This is a genomic window from Pseudomonas oryzicola, assembly GCF_014269185.2.
Taxonomy (GTDB): Bacteria; Pseudomonadota; Gammaproteobacteria; order Pseudomonadales; family Pseudomonadaceae; genus Aquipseudomonas; species Aquipseudomonas oryzicola.
Genome location: NZ_JABWRZ020000002.1, coordinates 580,127 through 596,117, shown reverse-complemented (window position 1 = coordinate 596,117; position 15,991 = coordinate 580,127). Strand labels below are relative to the sequence as shown.

The 15,991-nt window shown below is 63.2% G+C and carries 16 protein-coding genes; 10 read left to right on the top strand and 6 right to left on the bottom strand.

Going from position 1 to position 15,991, the window contains the following annotated elements; all coding sequences use genetic code 11:
* Nucleotides 1–249 precede the first annotated feature (249 nt).
* The 5 genes from HU760_RS20910 to bamJ all read left to right on the top strand — a co-directional run bounded on the left by HU760_RS20910 (nucleotide 250) and on the right by bamJ (nucleotide 4,953).
* Nucleotides 250–2,688: a Lon protease family protein gene (locus tag HU760_RS20910; protein WP_186673861.1), complete on the top strand. Its 2,439-nt coding sequence runs from the start codon at nucleotides 250–252 to the stop codon at nucleotides 2,686–2,688.
* 160 nt (nucleotides 2,689–2,848) lie between these two features.
* Nucleotides 2,849–3,187 carry a PA4575 family protein gene (locus HU760_RS20905; protein WP_186673859.1) on the top strand — a complete coding sequence of 113 codons (339 nt, stop codon included), beginning with the start codon at nucleotides 2,849–2,851 and terminating at the stop codon, nucleotides 3,185–3,187.
* A gap of 109 nt (nucleotides 3,188–3,296) precedes the next feature.
* On the top strand, nucleotides 3,297–3,785 hold the full coding sequence (locus HU760_RS20900) for a TIGR00645 family protein (RefSeq protein ID WP_170028202.1): 489 nt from the start codon (nucleotides 3,297–3,299) through the stop codon (nucleotides 3,783–3,785).
* Between the two features lie 159 nt (nucleotides 3,786–3,944).
* Nucleotides 3,945–4,250, top strand: a complete 306-nt coding sequence (locus tag HU760_RS20895) for a DUF6482 family protein (protein WP_186673857.1) — start codon at nucleotides 3,945–3,947, stop codon at nucleotides 4,248–4,250.
* Between the two features lie 85 nt (nucleotides 4,251–4,335).
* Complete coding sequence (bamJ, locus tag HU760_RS20890; RefSeq protein ID WP_170028204.1) at nucleotides 4,336–4,953, top strand: BamJ family beta-barrel-assembly machinery protein; 618 nt, start codon at nucleotides 4,336–4,338, stop codon at nucleotides 4,951–4,953.
* 119 nt (nucleotides 4,954–5,072) lie between these two features.
* Here bamJ and HU760_RS20885 read toward each other — a convergent pair whose 3' ends face one another.
* The 3 genes from HU760_RS20885 to HU760_RS20875 form a co-directional block, all read right to left on the bottom strand.
* Nucleotides 5,073–5,318, bottom strand: a complete 246-nt coding sequence (locus tag HU760_RS20885) for a PA4570 family protein (protein WP_003256316.1) — start codon at nucleotides 5,316–5,318, stop codon at nucleotides 5,073–5,075.
* A gap of 83 nt (nucleotides 5,319–5,401) precedes the next feature.
* Nucleotides 5,402–5,743: a zinc ribbon domain-containing protein YjdM gene (locus tag HU760_RS20880; RefSeq protein ID WP_009686103.1), complete on the bottom strand. Its 342-nt coding sequence runs from the start codon at nucleotides 5,741–5,743 to the stop codon at nucleotides 5,402–5,404.
* Between the two features lie 184 nt (nucleotides 5,744–5,927).
* Nucleotides 5,928–6,896 (bottom strand): polyprenyl synthetase family protein, encoded by a 969-nt coding sequence (locus HU760_RS20875; protein ID WP_186673855.1) that lies wholly within the window; start codon nucleotides 6,894–6,896, stop codon nucleotides 5,928–5,930.
* A gap of 244 nt (nucleotides 6,897–7,140) precedes the next feature.
* On the opposite strand from HU760_RS20875, the gene rplU reads away from it, so the two are divergent.
* From rplU to HU760_RS20850, 5 genes are all read left to right on the top strand, one after another.
* On the top strand, nucleotides 7,141–7,455 hold the full coding sequence (gene rplU / locus HU760_RS20870) for a 50S ribosomal protein L21 (RefSeq protein ID WP_003247466.1): 315 nt from the start codon (nucleotides 7,141–7,143) through the stop codon (nucleotides 7,453–7,455).
* A 38-nt stretch (nucleotides 7,456–7,493) separates the two neighbouring features.
* Nucleotides 7,494–7,751 (top strand): 50S ribosomal protein L27, encoded by a 258-nt coding sequence (gene rpmA / locus HU760_RS20865; RefSeq protein WP_070092741.1) that lies wholly within the window; start codon nucleotides 7,494–7,496, stop codon nucleotides 7,749–7,751.
* Between the two features lie 188 nt (nucleotides 7,752–7,939).
* Entirely contained in the window at nucleotides 7,940–9,166 is a 1,227-nt protein-coding gene (cgtA, locus tag HU760_RS20860) for an Obg family GTPase CgtA (protein ID WP_186673853.1), read from the top strand.
* Nucleotides 9,167–9,251: 85 nt separating this feature from the next.
* Nucleotides 9,252–10,370 (top strand): glutamate 5-kinase, encoded by a 1,119-nt coding sequence (proB, locus tag HU760_RS20855; protein WP_186673845.1) that lies wholly within the window; start codon nucleotides 9,252–9,254, stop codon nucleotides 10,368–10,370.
* A 22-nt stretch (nucleotides 10,371–10,392) separates the two neighbouring features.
* Nucleotides 10,393–10,836 (top strand): CreA family protein, encoded by a 444-nt coding sequence (locus tag HU760_RS20850; protein WP_437179864.1) that lies wholly within the window; start codon nucleotides 10,393–10,395, stop codon nucleotides 10,834–10,836.
* 139 nt (nucleotides 10,837–10,975) lie between these two features.
* On the opposite strand, the gene mksF is transcribed toward HU760_RS20850, so the two are convergent.
* The 3 genes from mksF to mksB are packed head-to-tail and all read right to left on the bottom strand — an operon-like array spanning nucleotide 10,976 to nucleotide 15,790.
* Nucleotides 10,976–13,810 (bottom strand): Mks condensin complex protein MksF, encoded by a 2,835-nt coding sequence (mksF, locus tag HU760_RS20845; protein ID WP_186673843.1) that lies wholly within the window; start codon nucleotides 13,808–13,810, stop codon nucleotides 10,976–10,978.
* Nucleotides 13,807–14,514: an Mks condensin complex protein MksE gene (gene mksE, locus HU760_RS20840; RefSeq protein ID WP_186673841.1), complete on the bottom strand. Its 708-nt coding sequence runs from the start codon at nucleotides 14,512–14,514 to the stop codon at nucleotides 13,807–13,809. The genes mksF and mksE overlap by 4 nt, the downstream gene beginning before the upstream one ends.
* Nucleotides 14,504–15,790 carry an Mks condensin complex protein MksB gene (gene mksB / locus HU760_RS20835; protein ID WP_170028211.1) on the bottom strand — a complete coding sequence of 429 codons (1,287 nt, stop codon included), beginning with the start codon at nucleotides 15,788–15,790 and terminating at the stop codon, nucleotides 14,504–14,506. The genes mksE and mksB overlap by 11 nt, the downstream gene beginning before the upstream one ends.
* Nucleotides 15,791–15,991: the final 201 nt, after the last annotated feature.

Sequence of the window (15,991 nt, the reverse complement as noted above, 5' to 3'; positions counted from 1 at the left end):
TTTGTTCTCTATTTGACTTAACCAAGGGTCAGGGTTTCTGGCAACTCGGTTGCCAGGTCGGGAAAGCTTTTCACCCACCCGCGCAGCTTGGAGTTTAGGCACGATCTAAAGGTTGCGTTGCTGATTGCGAAAAATTTGCTGTCGGATGACCCGCTGCGGCTGCGAGATAAAGTCCTGCGGAGCCTTGCAAGGCGCGCGCGGGCAGCGCCAGAATGCTGCGTATCTGCCCCGCCGAAGTAAGGAAACCCAATGCCCGATCCTGTCGCTGCGCGCCTGCGTCTCGCGCCTGAAGCCCTGACCCGGCGTTTCTCCCCCGAGCAGTTTGCCTTTACCAATACCGACGATCTGGAGCCGTTTCGCGGAGTCCTGGGCCAGGAACGTGCTGTCGAGGCCCTGCAGTTCGGCGTGGCCATGCCGCGCCCCGGTTACAACGTATATGTGATGGGCGAGCCCGGCACCGGCCGCTTCTCGTTCGTCAAGCGCTACCTCAAGGCCGAGGGCAAGCGCCAGCAAACCCCGGCGGACTGGGTCTACGTCAATCACTTCGATGACACCCGTGAGCCGCGCGCGCTGGAATTGCCCTCCGGCAGCGCCGGGGCGTTCATTGCCGACATGAACGGCCTGATCGACAACCTGTTGTCGACGTTCCCGGCGGTGTTCGAGCACCCGTCCTACCAGCAGAAGAAAGGTGCCATCGACCGTGCCTTCAACCAGCGCTACGACCGCGCCCTGGATGTGATCGAGCGCGCCTCGCTGGAAAAGGACGTGGCCCTGTACCGCGACGCCAGCAATGTCGCCTTCACCCCGATGGCCGACGGCAAGGCCCTGGATGAAGCCGAATTCGCCCAGTTGCCGGAAGAGGTGCGCGAGCAGTTCCACGAAGACATCGCCCTGCTCGAGGAACGCCTGAACGAAGAGCTGGCCAGCCTGCCGCAATGGAAGCGCGAGTCGAACAACCAGCTGCGCCAGCTCAACGAAGAAACCATCACCCTGGCCCTGCAGCCGTTGCTGGCACCGTTGTCGGAAAAATACGCGGAGAACGCGGCGGTCTGTGCCTACCTGCAGTCGGTGCAGTTGAACCTGCTGCGTACGGTGGTCGAGCAACTGGTCGACGACAGCAAGAGTGACGCCGCCGCGCGCAAGCTGCTCGAAGAGCAGTATGCCCCCAGCCTGGTGGTCGGCCACCACGCCGACGGCGGTGCGCCGGTGGTGTTCGAGCCCCACCCGACCTACGACAACCTGTTCGGCCGCATCGAATACAGCACCGACCAGGGCGCGCTGTATACCTCTTACCGCCAGCTGCGCCCCGGCGCGTTGCATCGTGCCAACGGTGGTTTCCTGATCCTCGAAGCCGAGAAGATGCTCGGCGAGCCGTTTGTCTGGGACGCGCTCAAGCGTGCCCTGCAGTCGCGCAAGCTGAAGATGGAGTCGCCGTTGGGCGAGCTGGGCCGCGTGGCTACCGTCAGCCTGACGCCACAGATGATCCCGCTGAACGTCAAGTTGATCATCATCGGTTCGCGCCAGCTGTACTATGCGCTGCAAGACCACGACCCGGACTTCCAGGAGATGTTCCGGGTGCTGGTGGACTTCGATGAAGACATGCCCATGGTCGACGAGAACCTGGAGCAGTTCGCCCAACTGTTGCGCACCCGCACCAACGAAGAGGGCATGGCGCCCCTGACCAGTGATGCGGTGGCGCGCCTGGCCACCTACAGCGCCCGCCTGGCAGAAAACCAGTCACGCTTGTCGGCGCGTATCGGTGACCTGTTCCAGCTGGTCAGCGAAGCCGATTTCATTCGCCAGCTGGCCAGTGACGAGATGACCGACGCCGGCCATATCGAACGTGCACTGAAGGCCAAGGCCACCCGCACCGGGCGTGTTTCGCAGCGGGTGCTGGACGACATGCTGGCCGGCATCATCCTGATCGATACCGAAGGCGCGGCCATCGGCAAGTGCAACGGCTTGACCGTGCTCGAAGTGGGCGATTCGGCGTTCGGCATGCCGGCGCGTATCTCCGCCACCGTCTACCCGGGCGGCAGCGGCATCGTCGACATCGAGCGCGAGGTCAACCTCGGCCAGCCAATCCACTCCAAGGGCGTGATGATCCTTACCGGCTACCTGGGCAGCCGTTATGCCCAGGAGTTCCCGCTGGCGATCTCGGCGAGCATTGCCCTGGAACAGTCCTACGGCTATGTCGATGGTGACAGCGCCTCGCTGGGCGAGGCCTGCACGCTGATCTCGGCCTTGTCGCGCACCCCCCTCAAGCAATGCTTCGCCATCACCGGTTCGATCAACCAGTTTGGTGAAGTGCAGGCGGTGGGTGGGGTCAACGAGAAGATCGAAGGCTTCTTCCGTTTGTGCGAGGCGCGTGGCCTGACCGGCGAGCAGGGGGTGATCATCCCGCGTGCCAACGTCGCCACGCTGATGCTCGACGAGCGCGTGCTGCAGGCGGTGGAGAACGGCATGTTCCATGTCTATGCGGTCAGCCAGGCCGACGAGGCGCTGAGCCTGCTGGTGGGCGAGGAGGCCGGCGTGCTGGATGACAAGGGCCAGTTCACGGAAGGCAGCGTCAATGCCCGCGTAGTAGAGCGCCTGCGCGAGATTGCCGAGATGATCGGCGAGGAAGAAATCGAGAAGGCGGAGAAAGAGCGCCTGGAAGAGGTGATTGCCCAGGCCAAGCCGGCCTGAGTCAATAAATCGGCGCTGGCGGCGATGTGCTACCGTTCAGCGCCGGTTTTCCATCTTTTCGTGCTGTTCTTCTATGCTGGAACTTAAGGACGTTATCAGCGTTCAGGATGGAAACAGCCTGACTCCAGGCTGAACAAGGCTCTTTGGAGGGGACGCGGCCATGCGCAACCTCAGCCTCACACGCCAGTGCCTGGGCCTGGTGACCCGTATCGAATGTTGCATCCGACCGCTGGCCGGGGACAACGGTATGTGGACGCTGCTGTTCGCTGCCGGAATGGCCGGTGAACAGCCTTCCGCGATCAAGGCCCAGGGGCCGTTTCATGGGCCGCTGGTGGCCGAGTCGGTAATGAATGCCATTGTCGACAGCCTGACCTTGCATGGCTACCAGGTGGCCGAGGACCCGCAGATCTGGTGTTTGCATCTGCAGGCGCAGTTGCGGCGGATCAATGGCGATCGTTGTCGTAACCTTGGCGATTTCCAGTTTCATCCTGAAACCTGAAGCATTACCGGGCTGCAGCGCAGCCCCTTTTCAGCGGGCTTTTGCTGCAACAGGTGGCTGGCTATACTCGCCGTCGCTTTTTTAGTCACCTGATGAGTCCCAACCCTCCATGGAACGTATCCTCGAAAACGCGATGTATGCCTCGCGCTGGCTGCTCGCACCGATCTACTTCGGTCTGTCCCTTGGCCTGTTGGCCCTGGCGCTGAAATTCTTCCAGGAAGTGATCCACGTCCTGCCCAACGTCTTCGCCCTGAGCGAAGCCGACCTGATCCTGGTGATCCTGTCGTTGATCGACATGTCGCTGGTCGGTGGGCTGCTGGTGATGGTGATGATCTCCGGCTATGAAAACTTCGTCTCGCAACTGGATATCGACGAAAGCAAGGAAAAGCTCAACTGGCTGGGCAAGATGGATTCTTCGTCGCTGAAGATGAAAGTCGCGGCGTCGATCGTGGCCATTTCGTCCATCCACCTGCTGCGGGTGTTCATGGATGCGCAGAACATCTCCACCGACTACCTGATGTGGTACGTGATCATCCACATGACCTTTGTGGTTTCGGCGTTCTGCATGGGCTACCTGGACAAGCTCACCAAGCACTGAGTGCTGTCAGGCCTCTTCGCAATCCCTTTGGGAGCGGGCAAGCCGGCGAAGGGGCCGCCTCGGCCTAACTGACGAGCGGCGTCAGTCGTACCTTGTGTATTCTGCGTTTCTGTACAAAAAATGAGCTTTCATGCGTGGTTCCCGTCCCGAGGTGCTCTCATGAACCTGCATCAGCTCAACACCGAGGCCAGAGCTGGCCATGTCGAAGAACTGAACCTGATCGCCATCGAAGGCGGTGACTACCTGCTCGAGGCCCGGGTCAAAGGCCACGCCCATCCGCTGTCCGACACCCGTGGTCAACGCTTGCGCGTGCACTCGGTAGAGGATGCGCGCAAGCTGCTGCAAACCATTCCCATGGTTTCGATGAACCTGGTGCACTGGTCGGTGCAGGACGAAATGTGTGGCATGGGTACGCACCCGGAAGAAGACTTGAAGGTGCCGATTTCCCAGCGCTCGGCCTGGTAGCTGCTCGCGGCGCCCCAGTGTGCTAGGCTGCTCGCCCTTTTCATCAAGGGCGCGGCTTCACTGCGCCCTGCAGTGGAGCACGACAATGTCCGAACTCAACCTGTCCACCGACGAAACTCGCGTCAGCTACGGCATCGGCCGTCAGCTGGGCGGCCAGCTGCGTGACAACCCGCCACCAGGCGTGAGCCTGGAAGCCATCCTGGCCGGCCTGACCGACGCCTTCAACGGTGCCGACAGCCGCGTCAGCGAAGCCGACCTGTCGGCCAGCTTCAAGGTCATCCGCGAAGTGATGCAAGCTGAAGCGGCCGCCAAGGCCGAAGCCGCTGCCGCCGCTGGCAAGGAATTCCTGGCTGAGAACGCCAAGCGCGAAGGCATCACCACCCTGGCTTCGGGCCTGCAGTTCGAAGTGCTGACCGCAGGTGAAGGCGCCAAGCCGACCCGCGAAAGCAACGTTCGCACCCACTACCATGGCACCCTGATCGACGGCACTGTGTTCGACAGCTCCTACGATCGTGGCCAGCCGGCCGAATTCCCGGTTGGTGGCGTGATCGCTGGCTGGACCGAAGCCCTGCAACTGATGAACGCCGGCAGCAAATGGCGCCTGTACGTGCCGAGCGAGCTGGCTTACGGCGCCCAGGGCGTCGGCAGCATCCCGCCGCACAGCGTGCTGGTGTTCGACGTCGAGCTGCTCGACGTTCTGTAATACCGCTGGGGCCGCTTTGCGGCCCTTTCGCCGGCAAGCCAGCTCCCACACCGACCGCATTGACTTCAAGGTCCCTGCAGGAGCCTGGCGTGCCAGCGATGAGGCCGGGCCTGCCAACCTCAATTCCAGTCCGTTCCCCCAGGGCGCAATGCCCGCGCATAGCAGAACAGAAACAGGTTGCGCACCAGCTCCTTGAGCACCCCAGGTTCACTCGAGTTCAGCCCGCTCATGTCCAGGTCACCCTGGTCACGCAGCTCGTCGAGCGCTTCTTCTTCAAGCACCGCGCATACTTCGCCGGTTTCCCGATGAAGGATGCGCAGATAGGGGTGGGGGCGGTCCAGCCAGGCGTCGATCAGATAAGTCATGGCTATTCTCCTTGGATAGTGGCTCCAATGAGAATAATTCTTATTATCTAAATAGCAAGCGCCAATTGGCGGTTTCTGCGTTATCAGACTTTACGCACGAACTCGGACTTCAGCTTCATGGCGCCGATGCCGTCGATCTTGCAGTCGATGTCGTGGTCGCCATCGCACAGGCGGATGTTCTTGACCTTGGTACCGACCTTGACCACCAGGGACGAACCCTTGACCTTGAGGTCCTTGATCACGGTGACGGTATCGCCGTCCTGCAGGATGTTGCCGACCGAGTCCTTCTTTACCACCTCGTCGCTGGCTGCCTCGGCATCGCCGCTGGCCGACCATTCGTGGGCGCATTCAGGGCAGATCAGCTGAGTGCCATCCTCATAGGTGTATTCGGAGTTGCATTTTGGGCAGGGTGGCAGAGTGCTCACTTCGGTTCCTCAAACAGACAGGCGGTAAAAGCCCAACATTGTAAGAGGTATTTGTTCAGAAGGGATTATGTCCGGACAAAAGCATTCGCGGGCTTGCCCGCTCCCACTGGGATAGCACCAACCTCAAGGGCTGCACTGATCCTGTGGCAGCGGGCAAGCCCGCGAATGAAGTTGACGCGATCTATCAGTGAGTGCGCGCTACGGCAAATTCGCTCAGCTCGACCAGCGCATCACGGTATTCGCTGGCCGGCAGCACTTCCAGGCACTGGATGGCACGCTTCACGTAGTCACGCGCCAGCTCGGCGGTGTAGTTCAGTGCACCCGACGCCTCGACCGCCGCGCGAATCTGCTCGAGGTCTTCCAGGCCACCCTTCTGGATCGCCTGGCGCACCAGGGCAGCCTGTTCGGCGGTGCCTTCGCGCATGGTGTAGATCAGTGGCAGGGTAGGCTTGCCTTCGGCCAGGTCGTCGCCGACGTTCTTGCCCAGGGTTTGCGAGTCGCCCTTGTAGTCCAGCAGGTCGTCGACCAGCTGGAAGGCCACGCCCAGGTGGTCGCCGAAGGTGCGCAGGGCTTCGCGCTGCTCGTCGCTGGCATCGGCCAGCGCGGCGGCGCTGTGGGTCGAGGCCTCGAACAGCATCGCGGTCTTGCCGCGGATGACCTCCATGTAGACTTCCTCGGTGGTGCTGGCATCGCGTACCCGCGACAGCTGCAGCACTTCACCCTCGGCAATCACCCGGGTGGCCTTGGACAGGATCTGCATGACCGGCATCGAGCCGAGTTCGACCATCATCTCGAACGAGCGCGAATAGAGGAAGTCGCCCACCAGCACGCTTGGCGCATTGCCCCACAGGGCATTGGCGGTGGAGCGGCCACGGCGCATGCCGGACATGTCGACCACGTCGTCGTGCAGCAGGGTGGCGGTGTGCAGGAACTCGATGGTGGCGGCCAGCAGGCGCAGGTCGTCGCCTTCGCGGCCCAGGGCCTTGCCGCACAGCAGTACCAGCAGCGGACGCAGGCGCTTGCCGCCGGCCGACGTGATATAGTCGCCGATCTTCGATACCAGCGGCACGCGCGAGGTCAGCTGCTTCTTGATGATCTCGTCGACGGCGCTGAAATCATCAGCCACCGCTCGGTAGAAGGATTGGGGTTGCATCGGCTGCTCCAGTGAGGTTGCGCGGCATGCTAGGTCGCGGGTCCCGGTGTGTCAAGGCACGGTGCCGCCTGCCCGGGGGCGGTACTTGCAAGCAAAACCGCGGTTGCGTACAATCGCGCACCCTAACTTCCTGGGCAGCACCTGCCTTACGCAATTGCACCGGGCCGTTCCAGCCCTGTGCAGCCATGCCAGCCAATACTCATCATATAAAGCGCTGGGTGAGCAGGATTATCGGAGAAATACCATGTCTTACGCAGTAATCGTTACCGGCGGCAAGCAGTACAAAGTCGCTGAAGGTGAATTCCTCAAGATCGAAAAACTGGAAGTCGCCACTGGCGAATCCGTGACCTTCGATCGCGTTCTGCTGGTCGCCAACGGTGAAGAAGTCACCATCGGTGCTCCAGTTGTTGCTGGCGCTAAAGTAGTGGCCGAAGTCGTTTCGCAAGGCCGCCACGACAAGGTTCGCATCATCAAGTTCCGTCGTCGTAAGCACCACATGAAGCGCATGGGCCACCGCCAGTGGTTCACCGAGATCAAAATCACCGGTATCCAGGCTTAATCCCCTAGATCCCCTGAATTTATTTGGAGAATTGAACCATGGCTCACAAGAAGGCTGGTGGTAGTACTCGTAACGGTCGCGACTCAGAATCGAAACGCCTTGGCGTGAAGATGTATGGCGGCCAGGTTATCAAGCCAGGCAACATCATCGTCCGCCAGCGCGGCACCGAATTCCACGCCGGCTACGGTGTTGGTATGGGCAAGGATCACACCCTGTTCGCCAAGATCGAAGGCGTGATCAAGTTCGAGAAGAAAGGCGAGTTCAATCGCCGTTACGTGAGCATCGTCGCAGCTTAATCGCGACGTCGCTCCAGAAGCCCCGTCATGCGACGGGGCTTTTTCGTTTGTGGTGAGCCTCTTGCAAAGCTGTTTGTATGGGCTGCCGGCGTGGGTTTCTACGGTCGTACGGGGCCGCCGCGCTCATTTTTGCAAGAGCCTCAGGTTTATCAGTATTCAGCTCGTCGGAAGGCGAGAGGCGGTTTTGAATGAAGTTTGTTGACGAAGTATCCATTCGGGTCAAGGCCGGTGACGGTGGCAACGGTTGCATGAGCTTCCGTCGCGAGAAGTTCATCGAGAACGGTGGTCCCAACGGCGGTGACGGTGGCGACGGCGGCTCGGTGTACATGGTCGCCGACGAAAACCTCAACACCCTGGTCGACTATCGCTACACCCGTCACCACGAGGCCCAGCGTGGCGCCAACGGTGGCAGTACCGATTGCACCGGCAAGAAAGGCGACGACCTGTTCCTGCGCGTACCGGTCGGCACCACCGTGATCGACGCTTCCACCCAGGAAGTGATCGGTGACCTGGTTACCCCGGGGCAGAAGCTGATGGTCGCCCAGGGCGGCTGGCACGGCCTGGGCAACACCCGTTTCAAGTCCAGCACCAACCGTGCACCGCGGCAGACCACCCCAGGCAAGCCGGGTGAACAGCGCGACCTGAAGATGGAAATGAAAGTGCTGGCCGACGTCGGCCTGCTGGGCCTGCCGAACGCCGGCAAGAGTACCTTCATCCGCTCGGTTTCGGCGGCCAAGCCGAAAGTGGCCGACTACCCGTTCACCACCCTGGTACCGAACCTGGGTGTGGTCAGCGTCGACCGCTGGAAGAGCTTCGTGATCGCCGACATCCCCGGCCTGATCGAAGGCGCTTCCGAAGGTGCCGGCTTGGGGATCCGCTTCCTCAAGCACCTGGCGCGTACCCGCGTGCTGCTGCACCTGGTGGACATGGCGCCGCTGGACGGTAGCAGCCCGGCCGATGCGGCCGAGGTCATCGTCAACGAGCTGACCCGCTTCAGCCCGTCGCTGGCCGAGCGTGAGCGCTGGCTGGTGCTGAACAAGGCCGACATGGTCATGGATGACGAGCGCGACGAGCGGGTCAAGGAAGTGGTCGAGCGCCTGCAGTGGGAAGGCCCGGTCTACGTGATCTCGGCCATCGCCAAGCAGGGCACCGAGAAGCTCAGCCACGACCTGATGCGCTACCTCGAAGACCGCGCCGACCGCCTGGCCAATGACCCGGCCTACGCCGAAGAGCTGGCCGACCTCGACCAGCGCATCGAAGACGAGGCGCGTGCCCAGCTGCAAGCCTTGGACGACGCTCGAACCCTGCGTCGTACTGGCGTCAAGAGCGTGCACGACATCGGCGACGATGACGGTTGGGACGATGATTTCGAGGACGACGAAGACGGCCCGGAAATCATTTACGTGCGCGACTGACCGGTTGCAGTACACTAAACGCCGCTCTCGGGAGCGGCGTTTTTGTATCCACGGTATCTACAGATTCGACATAGGTTGGAAGAAGATGCGAAGCAAGGTGACGGGCGCCAAGCGCTGGGTCGTGAAGATTGGCAGTGCTCTGCTGACCGCCGATGGCAAGGGCCTCGACCGCGGTGCCATGGCCGTTTGGGTCGAGCAGATGGTTGCGCTGCGTGAGGCGGGCGTGGAGTTGGTTCTGGTCTCCTCCGGGGCCGTGGCTGCCGGCATGAGCCAGCTGGGCTGGACTTCGCGACCGAGTGCGATGAACGAGCTGCAGGCGGCCGCCTCGATTGGCCAGATGCGCCTGGTGCAGGCCTGGGAATCGAGCTTCGGCGAGCACGGCAAGCACACCGCGCAGATTCTCCTGACCCATGACGACCTGTCCGACCGCAAGCGCTACCTGAACGCCCGCAGCACCCTGCGCACGCTGGTCGACCTGGGCGTGGTGCCGGTGATCAATGAAAACGACACCGTGGTCACCGACGAGATCCGTTTCGGCGACAACGACACCTTGGCGGCGCTGGTGGCCAACCTGGTCGAGGCCGACCTGCTGGTGATCCTCACCGACCGCGATGGCATGTTCGACGCCGACCCACGCAACAACCCCGAAGCCCAGCTGATCTACGAAGCCCGCGCTGACGACCCGGCGCTGGATGCCGTGGCCGGCGGCACCGGTGGTGCCCTGGGCCGTGGCGGCATGCAGACCAAGCTGCGCGCCGCACGCCTGGCGGCGCGTTCCGGTGCCCACACCATCATCATCGGTGGCCGCATCGAACGCGTGCTGGACCGGCTCAAGGCCGGCGAGCGCCTGGGTACCCTGCTGTCGCCAGAGCGCGGCATGCTCGCGGCGCGCAAGCAGTGGCTGGCGGGCCACCTGCAGACCCGTGGCACCCTGGTGCTGGATGCTGGTGCCGTGCAGGCCCTGCGCCAGGCCAACAAGAGCCTGCTGCCGGTTGGCGTGAAGACCGTGCAAGGCAGCTTCCGCCGCGGCGAAATGGTGGTGTGCGTCGGCCCGGACGGTCATGAAGTGGCGCGCGGCCTGGCCAACTACAGCGCCCTGGAGGCGCAGAAGATCATCGGCCAGCCATCGGATGCCATCGAAGGTATCCTCGGCTACATCGCGGAGCCCGAGCTGGTGCACCGCGATAACCTGGTTCTGGTCTGAGGGGGCCTACGTGCTGAAAAGGATGATTGCCGTGGTGGCACTGGTCCTGCCGATGCTGGCCGGGGCTGAGGAAATCGGCCAGGTGTCCACCGTGTTCAAGTTCCTCGGGCCGAACGATCGAATTGTCGTCGAGGCGTTCGACGACCCCAAGGTCGAGGGCGTGACCTGCTACCTGTCGCGGGCCAAGACCGGCGGCGTGAAGGGTGGGCTGGGGTTGGCGGAAGACCGGGCCGAGGCATCGATTGCCTGCCGTCAGGTGGGGCCGATCAATTTCAAGGGTGAGCTGAAGGATGGCGAGGAGGTGTTCAAGGAACGCACCTCGCTGGTGTTCAAGACCATGCAGGTGGTGCGCTTCCTGGACAAGAAGCGCAATACCCTGGTGTACCTGGTGTACAGCGACCGCATGATCGAAGGCAGCCCGCAGAATGCGGTGACCGCGATTCCGATTCTGCCTTGGGCTCATTGATAGCCTGACAGATCGCCGGGAGGCCTTTGGCCTCCATCGCGACACAAGGCCGCTCCCACAAAGGTCCTGCGTACACCGGTCAATGTGGGGGCGGCCTTGTGTCGCGAAAGGGCCGCCAAGCGGCCCCACTACTCCGATATCAGGCCAACTCTTCGGCCTGATGATCCTCACGCACAACCGCCTTCACCTCATCCCGACGGCTGATGAACTTCCAGTCCGCCTCGTCGATGTAGATACCGTTCGGCCCGCTGCCACCTTCCAGGTCGATTGCCACGCGCGCCGACACCTGCGGCTTCACGCTCGCCAGAATCGGCACGAAGCCCAGCTGCAGGCTGGTCTCCAGCAGTGCGGCCTGGTTGCGTTCGTCGATGTCCGCCGCTTCGTCCAGGTAGTACGGCAGGCGGATGCGCCCGGCCAGGTCACGGTCCATCAGGTGCAGCAACAGGTACATGTTGGTCAGCGCCTTGATGGTCATGGTGGTGCCGTTGGATGCCGCGCCGTCGATGTCGGCGTGGATCACTGGCTGGCCGTTGACCTTGGTGATCTCGAACGCCAGTTCGAACAGGTCCTTGAGGCCCAGCTGGTTGTGGTTGGCCGCCACCAGGCGTGCCAGATACTCCTTGGCCTCTTCGTTCTTGTTGTCCTGCTCGGCGCTCTGGGTGAGGTCGAACACCGACAGGGTCTCGCCCTCTTCGTACTGGCCGGCGCTGTGGATGATCTGGTCGATGTGCTTGAGCGCCTCCTTGTTCGGTGCCAGCACCACGCGGAAGCTCTCCAGGTTGGACACCTGGCGCCGGTTGATCTCGCGGTTGAACAGGGCCAGTTGATGCTCGAGGCTGTCGTAGTCGCTACGGATGTTGCGCAAGGTCCGGGCGATGTCGGTGACCGCGGCGCGACGGGCCTTGGCCAGGGTCAGGGCCTCGTCGGTGCGGTGCGCATAGGCGTTCACCAGCAGTTGCAGGCGGCGTTCCATGTCGTCTTCGCTATCGAACTTGGCCACGCCCTTGAGGCGTACCTGGGCGTACAGCGCCTCGATCTGGTTATCCACCCGCTGCAGGCTCTGCCAGCTGTCCTGGTAGTCGTTGAGCAGCGGCAGCAGGTTGTCCATCGAATCGTCGATGGCCTCCATGTACGGCGTGCCGTAGGGCAGGTCGGCCGGCAACAGCTGGCGACGGCGCAGGGCGTCTTCCAGGGTGCGCTGCTTGGCTTCGAGGTCGCCGATCTGCCGGCCTACCAGCTGCAGCTTGGCCGACAGCTGCTGGACGCGCTCGGTGAAGGCATCGCTGGAGCGCTTGAGTTCGTCCTGGGCGGCTTCGAGCTGCGCCAGCTGCTCCAGCTTCTCGGGCTCTTCGGCGGCCAGGGTTTCGCTGCGGCGGAAGTCTTCCAGCGCTTTCTGCGCGTCCAGCACCTGCTGGTACAGGGCTTCGGTCTGGGCCTTGGACGCGGAGCGGTCGGCGGCTACGGCTTGCTGGGTCTTGAGCTGCTTCAGCTCCTTTTCCAGGCGCTCCTTCTGGTCGCGCAGGGCGGCGCGGTCGGCCAGGGCCTGCAGTGCCGGCGGGTCGATGTGCGACAGGTCGATGGACAGGCCGGGCGCCTCGAAACGCTCGCCCTTGAAGCCGTCGAGCACCGCTTCCAGCGATTTTACCCACAGCTCGCTGTCGTCCAGCTCGATACCCCGGTCGCCCAGCGGCAGGCTGAACAGTGCCCCGTTGAACAGGCGCATCAGGCGGTCGACGTCCTGCTGCGAGAACTCTTCGCGCAGGCGGGCGTAGCTGTTGTTGTCTGCGTGGTCGAGCTGCTGGCGGACCTGCTTCAGGCGTTTTTCCAGGTCGCGAACACGTTCGTCCAGGTCTTCGGCGCTGAACTGCCGCGACTGGGCCAGGGCGCCGGCCAGTTCGTCGTGGGCGTCCTTGGCTGCCAGCAACTGCTGCTCCAGGACCTTGACGTCATCGACCAGGGCAAAGCGGTGCTTGAGCACCGACAGCTCGCCCAGCCAGCGCTGGATGCCGGTGATTTCCCGCTCCAGGCGCATCAGTTCCTGGGTGCCGCCGCGCTGGTCGTTCTGCAGGCGGTCCTGCTCGCCACGGTAGTGCTCGGCCTGGATCACCAGCTCTTCCTTGCGTGCCATGGCGTATTCCTGCCAGGTGGCCAGCAGGGTGTCGAGCACTGGTGAAATGCGGTGCAGCTTGCCGCGCAGGATGTCGCGCTGCGCTACACCCCCGGCCAGGGCCTCGACCAGTGGGCCGGCGGCGACCAGGGCGTTGTAGTCCTGCTCCATGCGGCGTACATCGCGGAAGGCCTCTTCGCAAGCAGCGATGTAGTCGACACTGCCGGAGCGCAGGCTGTGCTCGAAGGCATCGAGGAACAGCTGCTTGAGCTTGGCGGCGGTGATTTCGCGCATGTGCAGCAGGTTGATGAACAGCGCGCGGAAGGTTTTCAGGCTTTGCTCGCTGGTCGAGCGCAGCGGGATCATGGTCAGGTCCAGCGGCACCGAGGTGTGGCCGCCGACCAGCAGCCGGCGCAGCTCGTCCGGCTTCACTTCATAGGCCTTTATGCCCAGGCGTTCGAGGTTGGTGAACAGCTCTTTCTGGCGCAGGCAGGTGTCGTTCTTCTGGTAGTGGGCCAGGTCCAGTTCGCCCTTGTAGGCAAAGAACTGGTGGCCGAAACCGCCGCCCGGGCCACGGCCGACCACGCCGATCACGTGCGGGCCGTGGGGCAGGCTCAGCTCGCAGAGAATGTACGAGGTGTCGCTGGCGAAGTAGAAGCGGCGCGACTGCTCCAGGCTGTACTTGCCGAAGCTCATGTCCGACATGCGCGCCAGAATCGGGAACTGCAGGGCGTTGATCGACGCCGATTTACCCAGGTTGTTGGCACCGTATACCGACAGCGGCTGCTCCAGCGGGAACAGGCCAAGGCTGTAGCCGGCGGTGTTGAGCAGTGCGAAGCGGCGGATGCCGTAGCGTTCCTGGCTCATGCGTCAATCTCCTGTTGCTCTTCGCGGATCGCCCGGGCGAGGGCTTCCTCTTCGCTTTCCTCACCCTCGAAGGGGCTGAGGTCGAGCGGGTCGTCGGTGCGGTTGAGTTCTTCGGCGCTTTCTTCCTCGACCAGCACCGGGGTCGGCAGTGGCAGGTCGCTGTGCAGGGTGGCCGCCAGGTCGCGGTCCTGCTGCACGGCCAGGCACACGTCGAGGAAGCGGTGCATCGGCGGCAGGAAGCGGTAGATACCGCCTTCCTCGAAGGCGAAACCGAGCTGGGTCATGCGCCGCAGGATTTTTTCTTCCAGCTCGTCCACGGTCTGCACTTCGGCCTGCAGGAACAGGTCGCGATACTTGTCCAGCAGCGACGGCAGTTCGTCGCGGCCGATGCTGCCGCCATCGAGCACCGCCATCGGGTCGCGGCCCTGATCGGCCAGGTGCTCGACCAGGATGAAGGTGAACAGCGACAGGCGCTGCGCGGTCTTGTTGACCTGCGCGGCGGTCATGTCCGGCACGAAGTAGTAGAAACCACGGGTGTCGCACACCAGTTCGAAGCCCAGGGCCTTGAACAGGGTGCGGTACTGGTCCTGGAAGTTGGACAGTTGGGCGTACAGCTCGGGGTCGCGGCGGCTGACGTGGAAGCCTTTGAACAGCTCGCGGAAGATCGGCGCGAGCTGGGACAGTTCGGAAAGATCAAGATGCATGGGCTGGGCTCGCGTTGGTTTCGGTAGACGCAGTGGCGTCTTCGCGGCTGGAGGTCAGGGCGAACGAGCGCAGGCTGACCAGGTGTTCCTGGGTGGTGTATTCGCGGCGGTCGAGGCGTTCGCGCTTGAAGCGCTTTTCCCGCGACAGGCGCGAGAACCAGTACAGCAGCTCGTCGGTGGCGCTTTCCGGTTCCTGTTCCAGCAGCCAGACCATCAGGTCGGGCAGCGGTAGGGCCTGTTCGCAGCGTTCGGCCATTTCCTTGACCGTACGCGGTGCACGGGGCAGGGCGCCGGACTGGGTCTTGTGGGCCTTGGGGAAACGCGCCGGCTTGGGCTCGAAGCGAGCCAGGGCGTAGACGTAGGCTTCAACCTGGCTGGCACTGCCGAGGAAAGTGCTTTGCGGGCGGGTGAACAACGGCATCGCGGCTTGCGGCACGGCGTCGATGCCCTTGCGCCGGATCACCGACAGGGCCAGCGCGGCGCCACGGGTCACGGCATTGTGCCGGCGGGCTTCTTCACGCAGCGGCAGCAACAGTTCGCGGGCATGGCGCAGGGTCAGCTGGGCGCTGGTCTGCATTTCCAGGATGCGCGCGTGGGTGCGCAGCAGCATGTCGTCGTCGACCAGGTGGCCCAGGCGCGCCTGTTCGCCGAGCAGTTTCAGCAGCACGGTCTCGACCTTGCGCACGCCCTGCTCGAAGGCGCCGTCGGCGTTGACCAGCTGGATCATCGGCTCGACGTACTCGTCCCAGGTCGCCAGTACTTCGGCATAGCGCTGGCGCAGCGGGATCTGGCGGTTGCTGGTCTTGGCCCGTTCGGCCACGGCTACCAGTGCCTGTTCGTCGTTGTCGAGCTTCTTAAGTACATCGCGCACGCGCATGTCGAGCAGGCGCAACTGGCGCGCCAGGTCGTCGCTGTCGCGGTTGTCGAAGGCGTCCTGGATATGCCCGGCCAGGCGCTCCAGGTGGCGCAGGTAGGCTTCGATCTCCAGGCACAGGCCCAGCCGGTGTTCGCGGCGCAGGTAGGCGAGGAAGTCGTGGATCTGCGCGTTGAGCTCGAAACGGTTCGGGCTCTTGGCCACCGGGACCAGGATGTCCAGGCGGATCCACACGTCGAGCAGCTGGGTGATGTCCTGCGGGGTGCTCTCGACCTGCTGACGGGCAACATGCTGGCGCAGTTCGACCAGGCTCAGGGTGCCCTGGTCGAAACGCTCGCACAGCGGCTCGATCAGGGCCCAGTGTTCGGCTAGGGCGCGCAGGACGCGCTTGGGTTCGATCATTGGCTTCGACTCGTTGCCAAGAAAAAGGGGGCGATTGTACTGCATCCGGGGGGGAGGTTTTCACCCCTTGGTCTGTAATGGGGGATCACCCTTGCTTTGATGAGGGTTTCACTGGCCCTTTTGCGGGCACGCCCGCTCCCACAGGTACTGCGCAAGGCCCTGTGGGAGCGGGCGTGCCCGCGAAAGGGCCGGTACAGGCAA

What these genes read in the sequence shown, in the direction of transcription:
- HU760_RS20905 (WP_186673859.1), top strand. Translation starts at nt 2,849, where the DNA reads ATGCGCAACCTCAGCCTCACACGCCAGTGCCTGGGCCTGGTGACCCGT.
- mksB (WP_170028211.1), bottom strand. Translation starts at nt 15,790, where the DNA reads ATGATCGAACCCAAGCGCGTCCTGCGCGCCCTAGCCGAACACTGGGCC.
- HU760_RS20850 (WP_437179864.1), top strand. Translation starts at nt 10,393, where the DNA reads ATGATTGCCGTGGTGGCACTGGTCCTGCCGATGCTGGCCGGGGCTGAG.
- bamJ (WP_170028204.1), top strand. Translation starts at nt 4,336, where the DNA reads ATGTCCGAACTCAACCTGTCCACCGACGAAACTCGCGTCAGCTACGGC.
- HU760_RS20885 (WP_003256316.1), bottom strand. Translation starts at nt 5,318, where the DNA reads ATGACTTATCTGATCGACGCCTGGCTGGACCGCCCCCACCCCTATCTG.
- proB (WP_186673845.1), top strand. Translation starts at nt 9,252, where the DNA reads ATGCGAAGCAAGGTGACGGGCGCCAAGCGCTGGGTCGTGAAGATTGGC.
- rplU (WP_003247466.1), top strand. Translation starts at nt 7,141, where the DNA reads ATGTCTTACGCAGTAATCGTTACCGGCGGCAAGCAGTACAAAGTCGCT.
- HU760_RS20875 (WP_186673855.1), bottom strand. Translation starts at nt 6,896, where the DNA reads ATGCAACCCCAATCCTTCTACCGAGCGGTGGCTGATGATTTCAGCGCC.
- HU760_RS20910 (WP_186673861.1), top strand. Translation starts at nt 250, where the DNA reads ATGCCCGATCCTGTCGCTGCGCGCCTGCGTCTCGCGCCTGAAGCCCTG.
- HU760_RS20895 (WP_186673857.1), top strand. Translation starts at nt 3,945, where the DNA reads ATGAACCTGCATCAGCTCAACACCGAGGCCAGAGCTGGCCATGTCGAA.
- mksF (WP_186673843.1), bottom strand. Translation starts at nt 13,810, where the DNA reads ATGAGCCAGGAACGCTACGGCATCCGCCGCTTCGCACTGCTCAACACC.
- cgtA (WP_186673853.1), top strand. Translation starts at nt 7,940, where the DNA reads ATGAAGTTTGTTGACGAAGTATCCATTCGGGTCAAGGCCGGTGACGGT.
- mksE (WP_186673841.1), bottom strand. Translation starts at nt 14,514, where the DNA reads ATGCATCTTGATCTTTCCGAACTGTCCCAGCTCGCGCCGATCTTCCGC.
- rpmA (WP_070092741.1), top strand. Translation starts at nt 7,494, where the DNA reads ATGGCTCACAAGAAGGCTGGTGGTAGTACTCGTAACGGTCGCGACTCA.
- HU760_RS20900 (WP_170028202.1), top strand. Translation starts at nt 3,297, where the DNA reads ATGGAACGTATCCTCGAAAACGCGATGTATGCCTCGCGCTGGCTGCTC.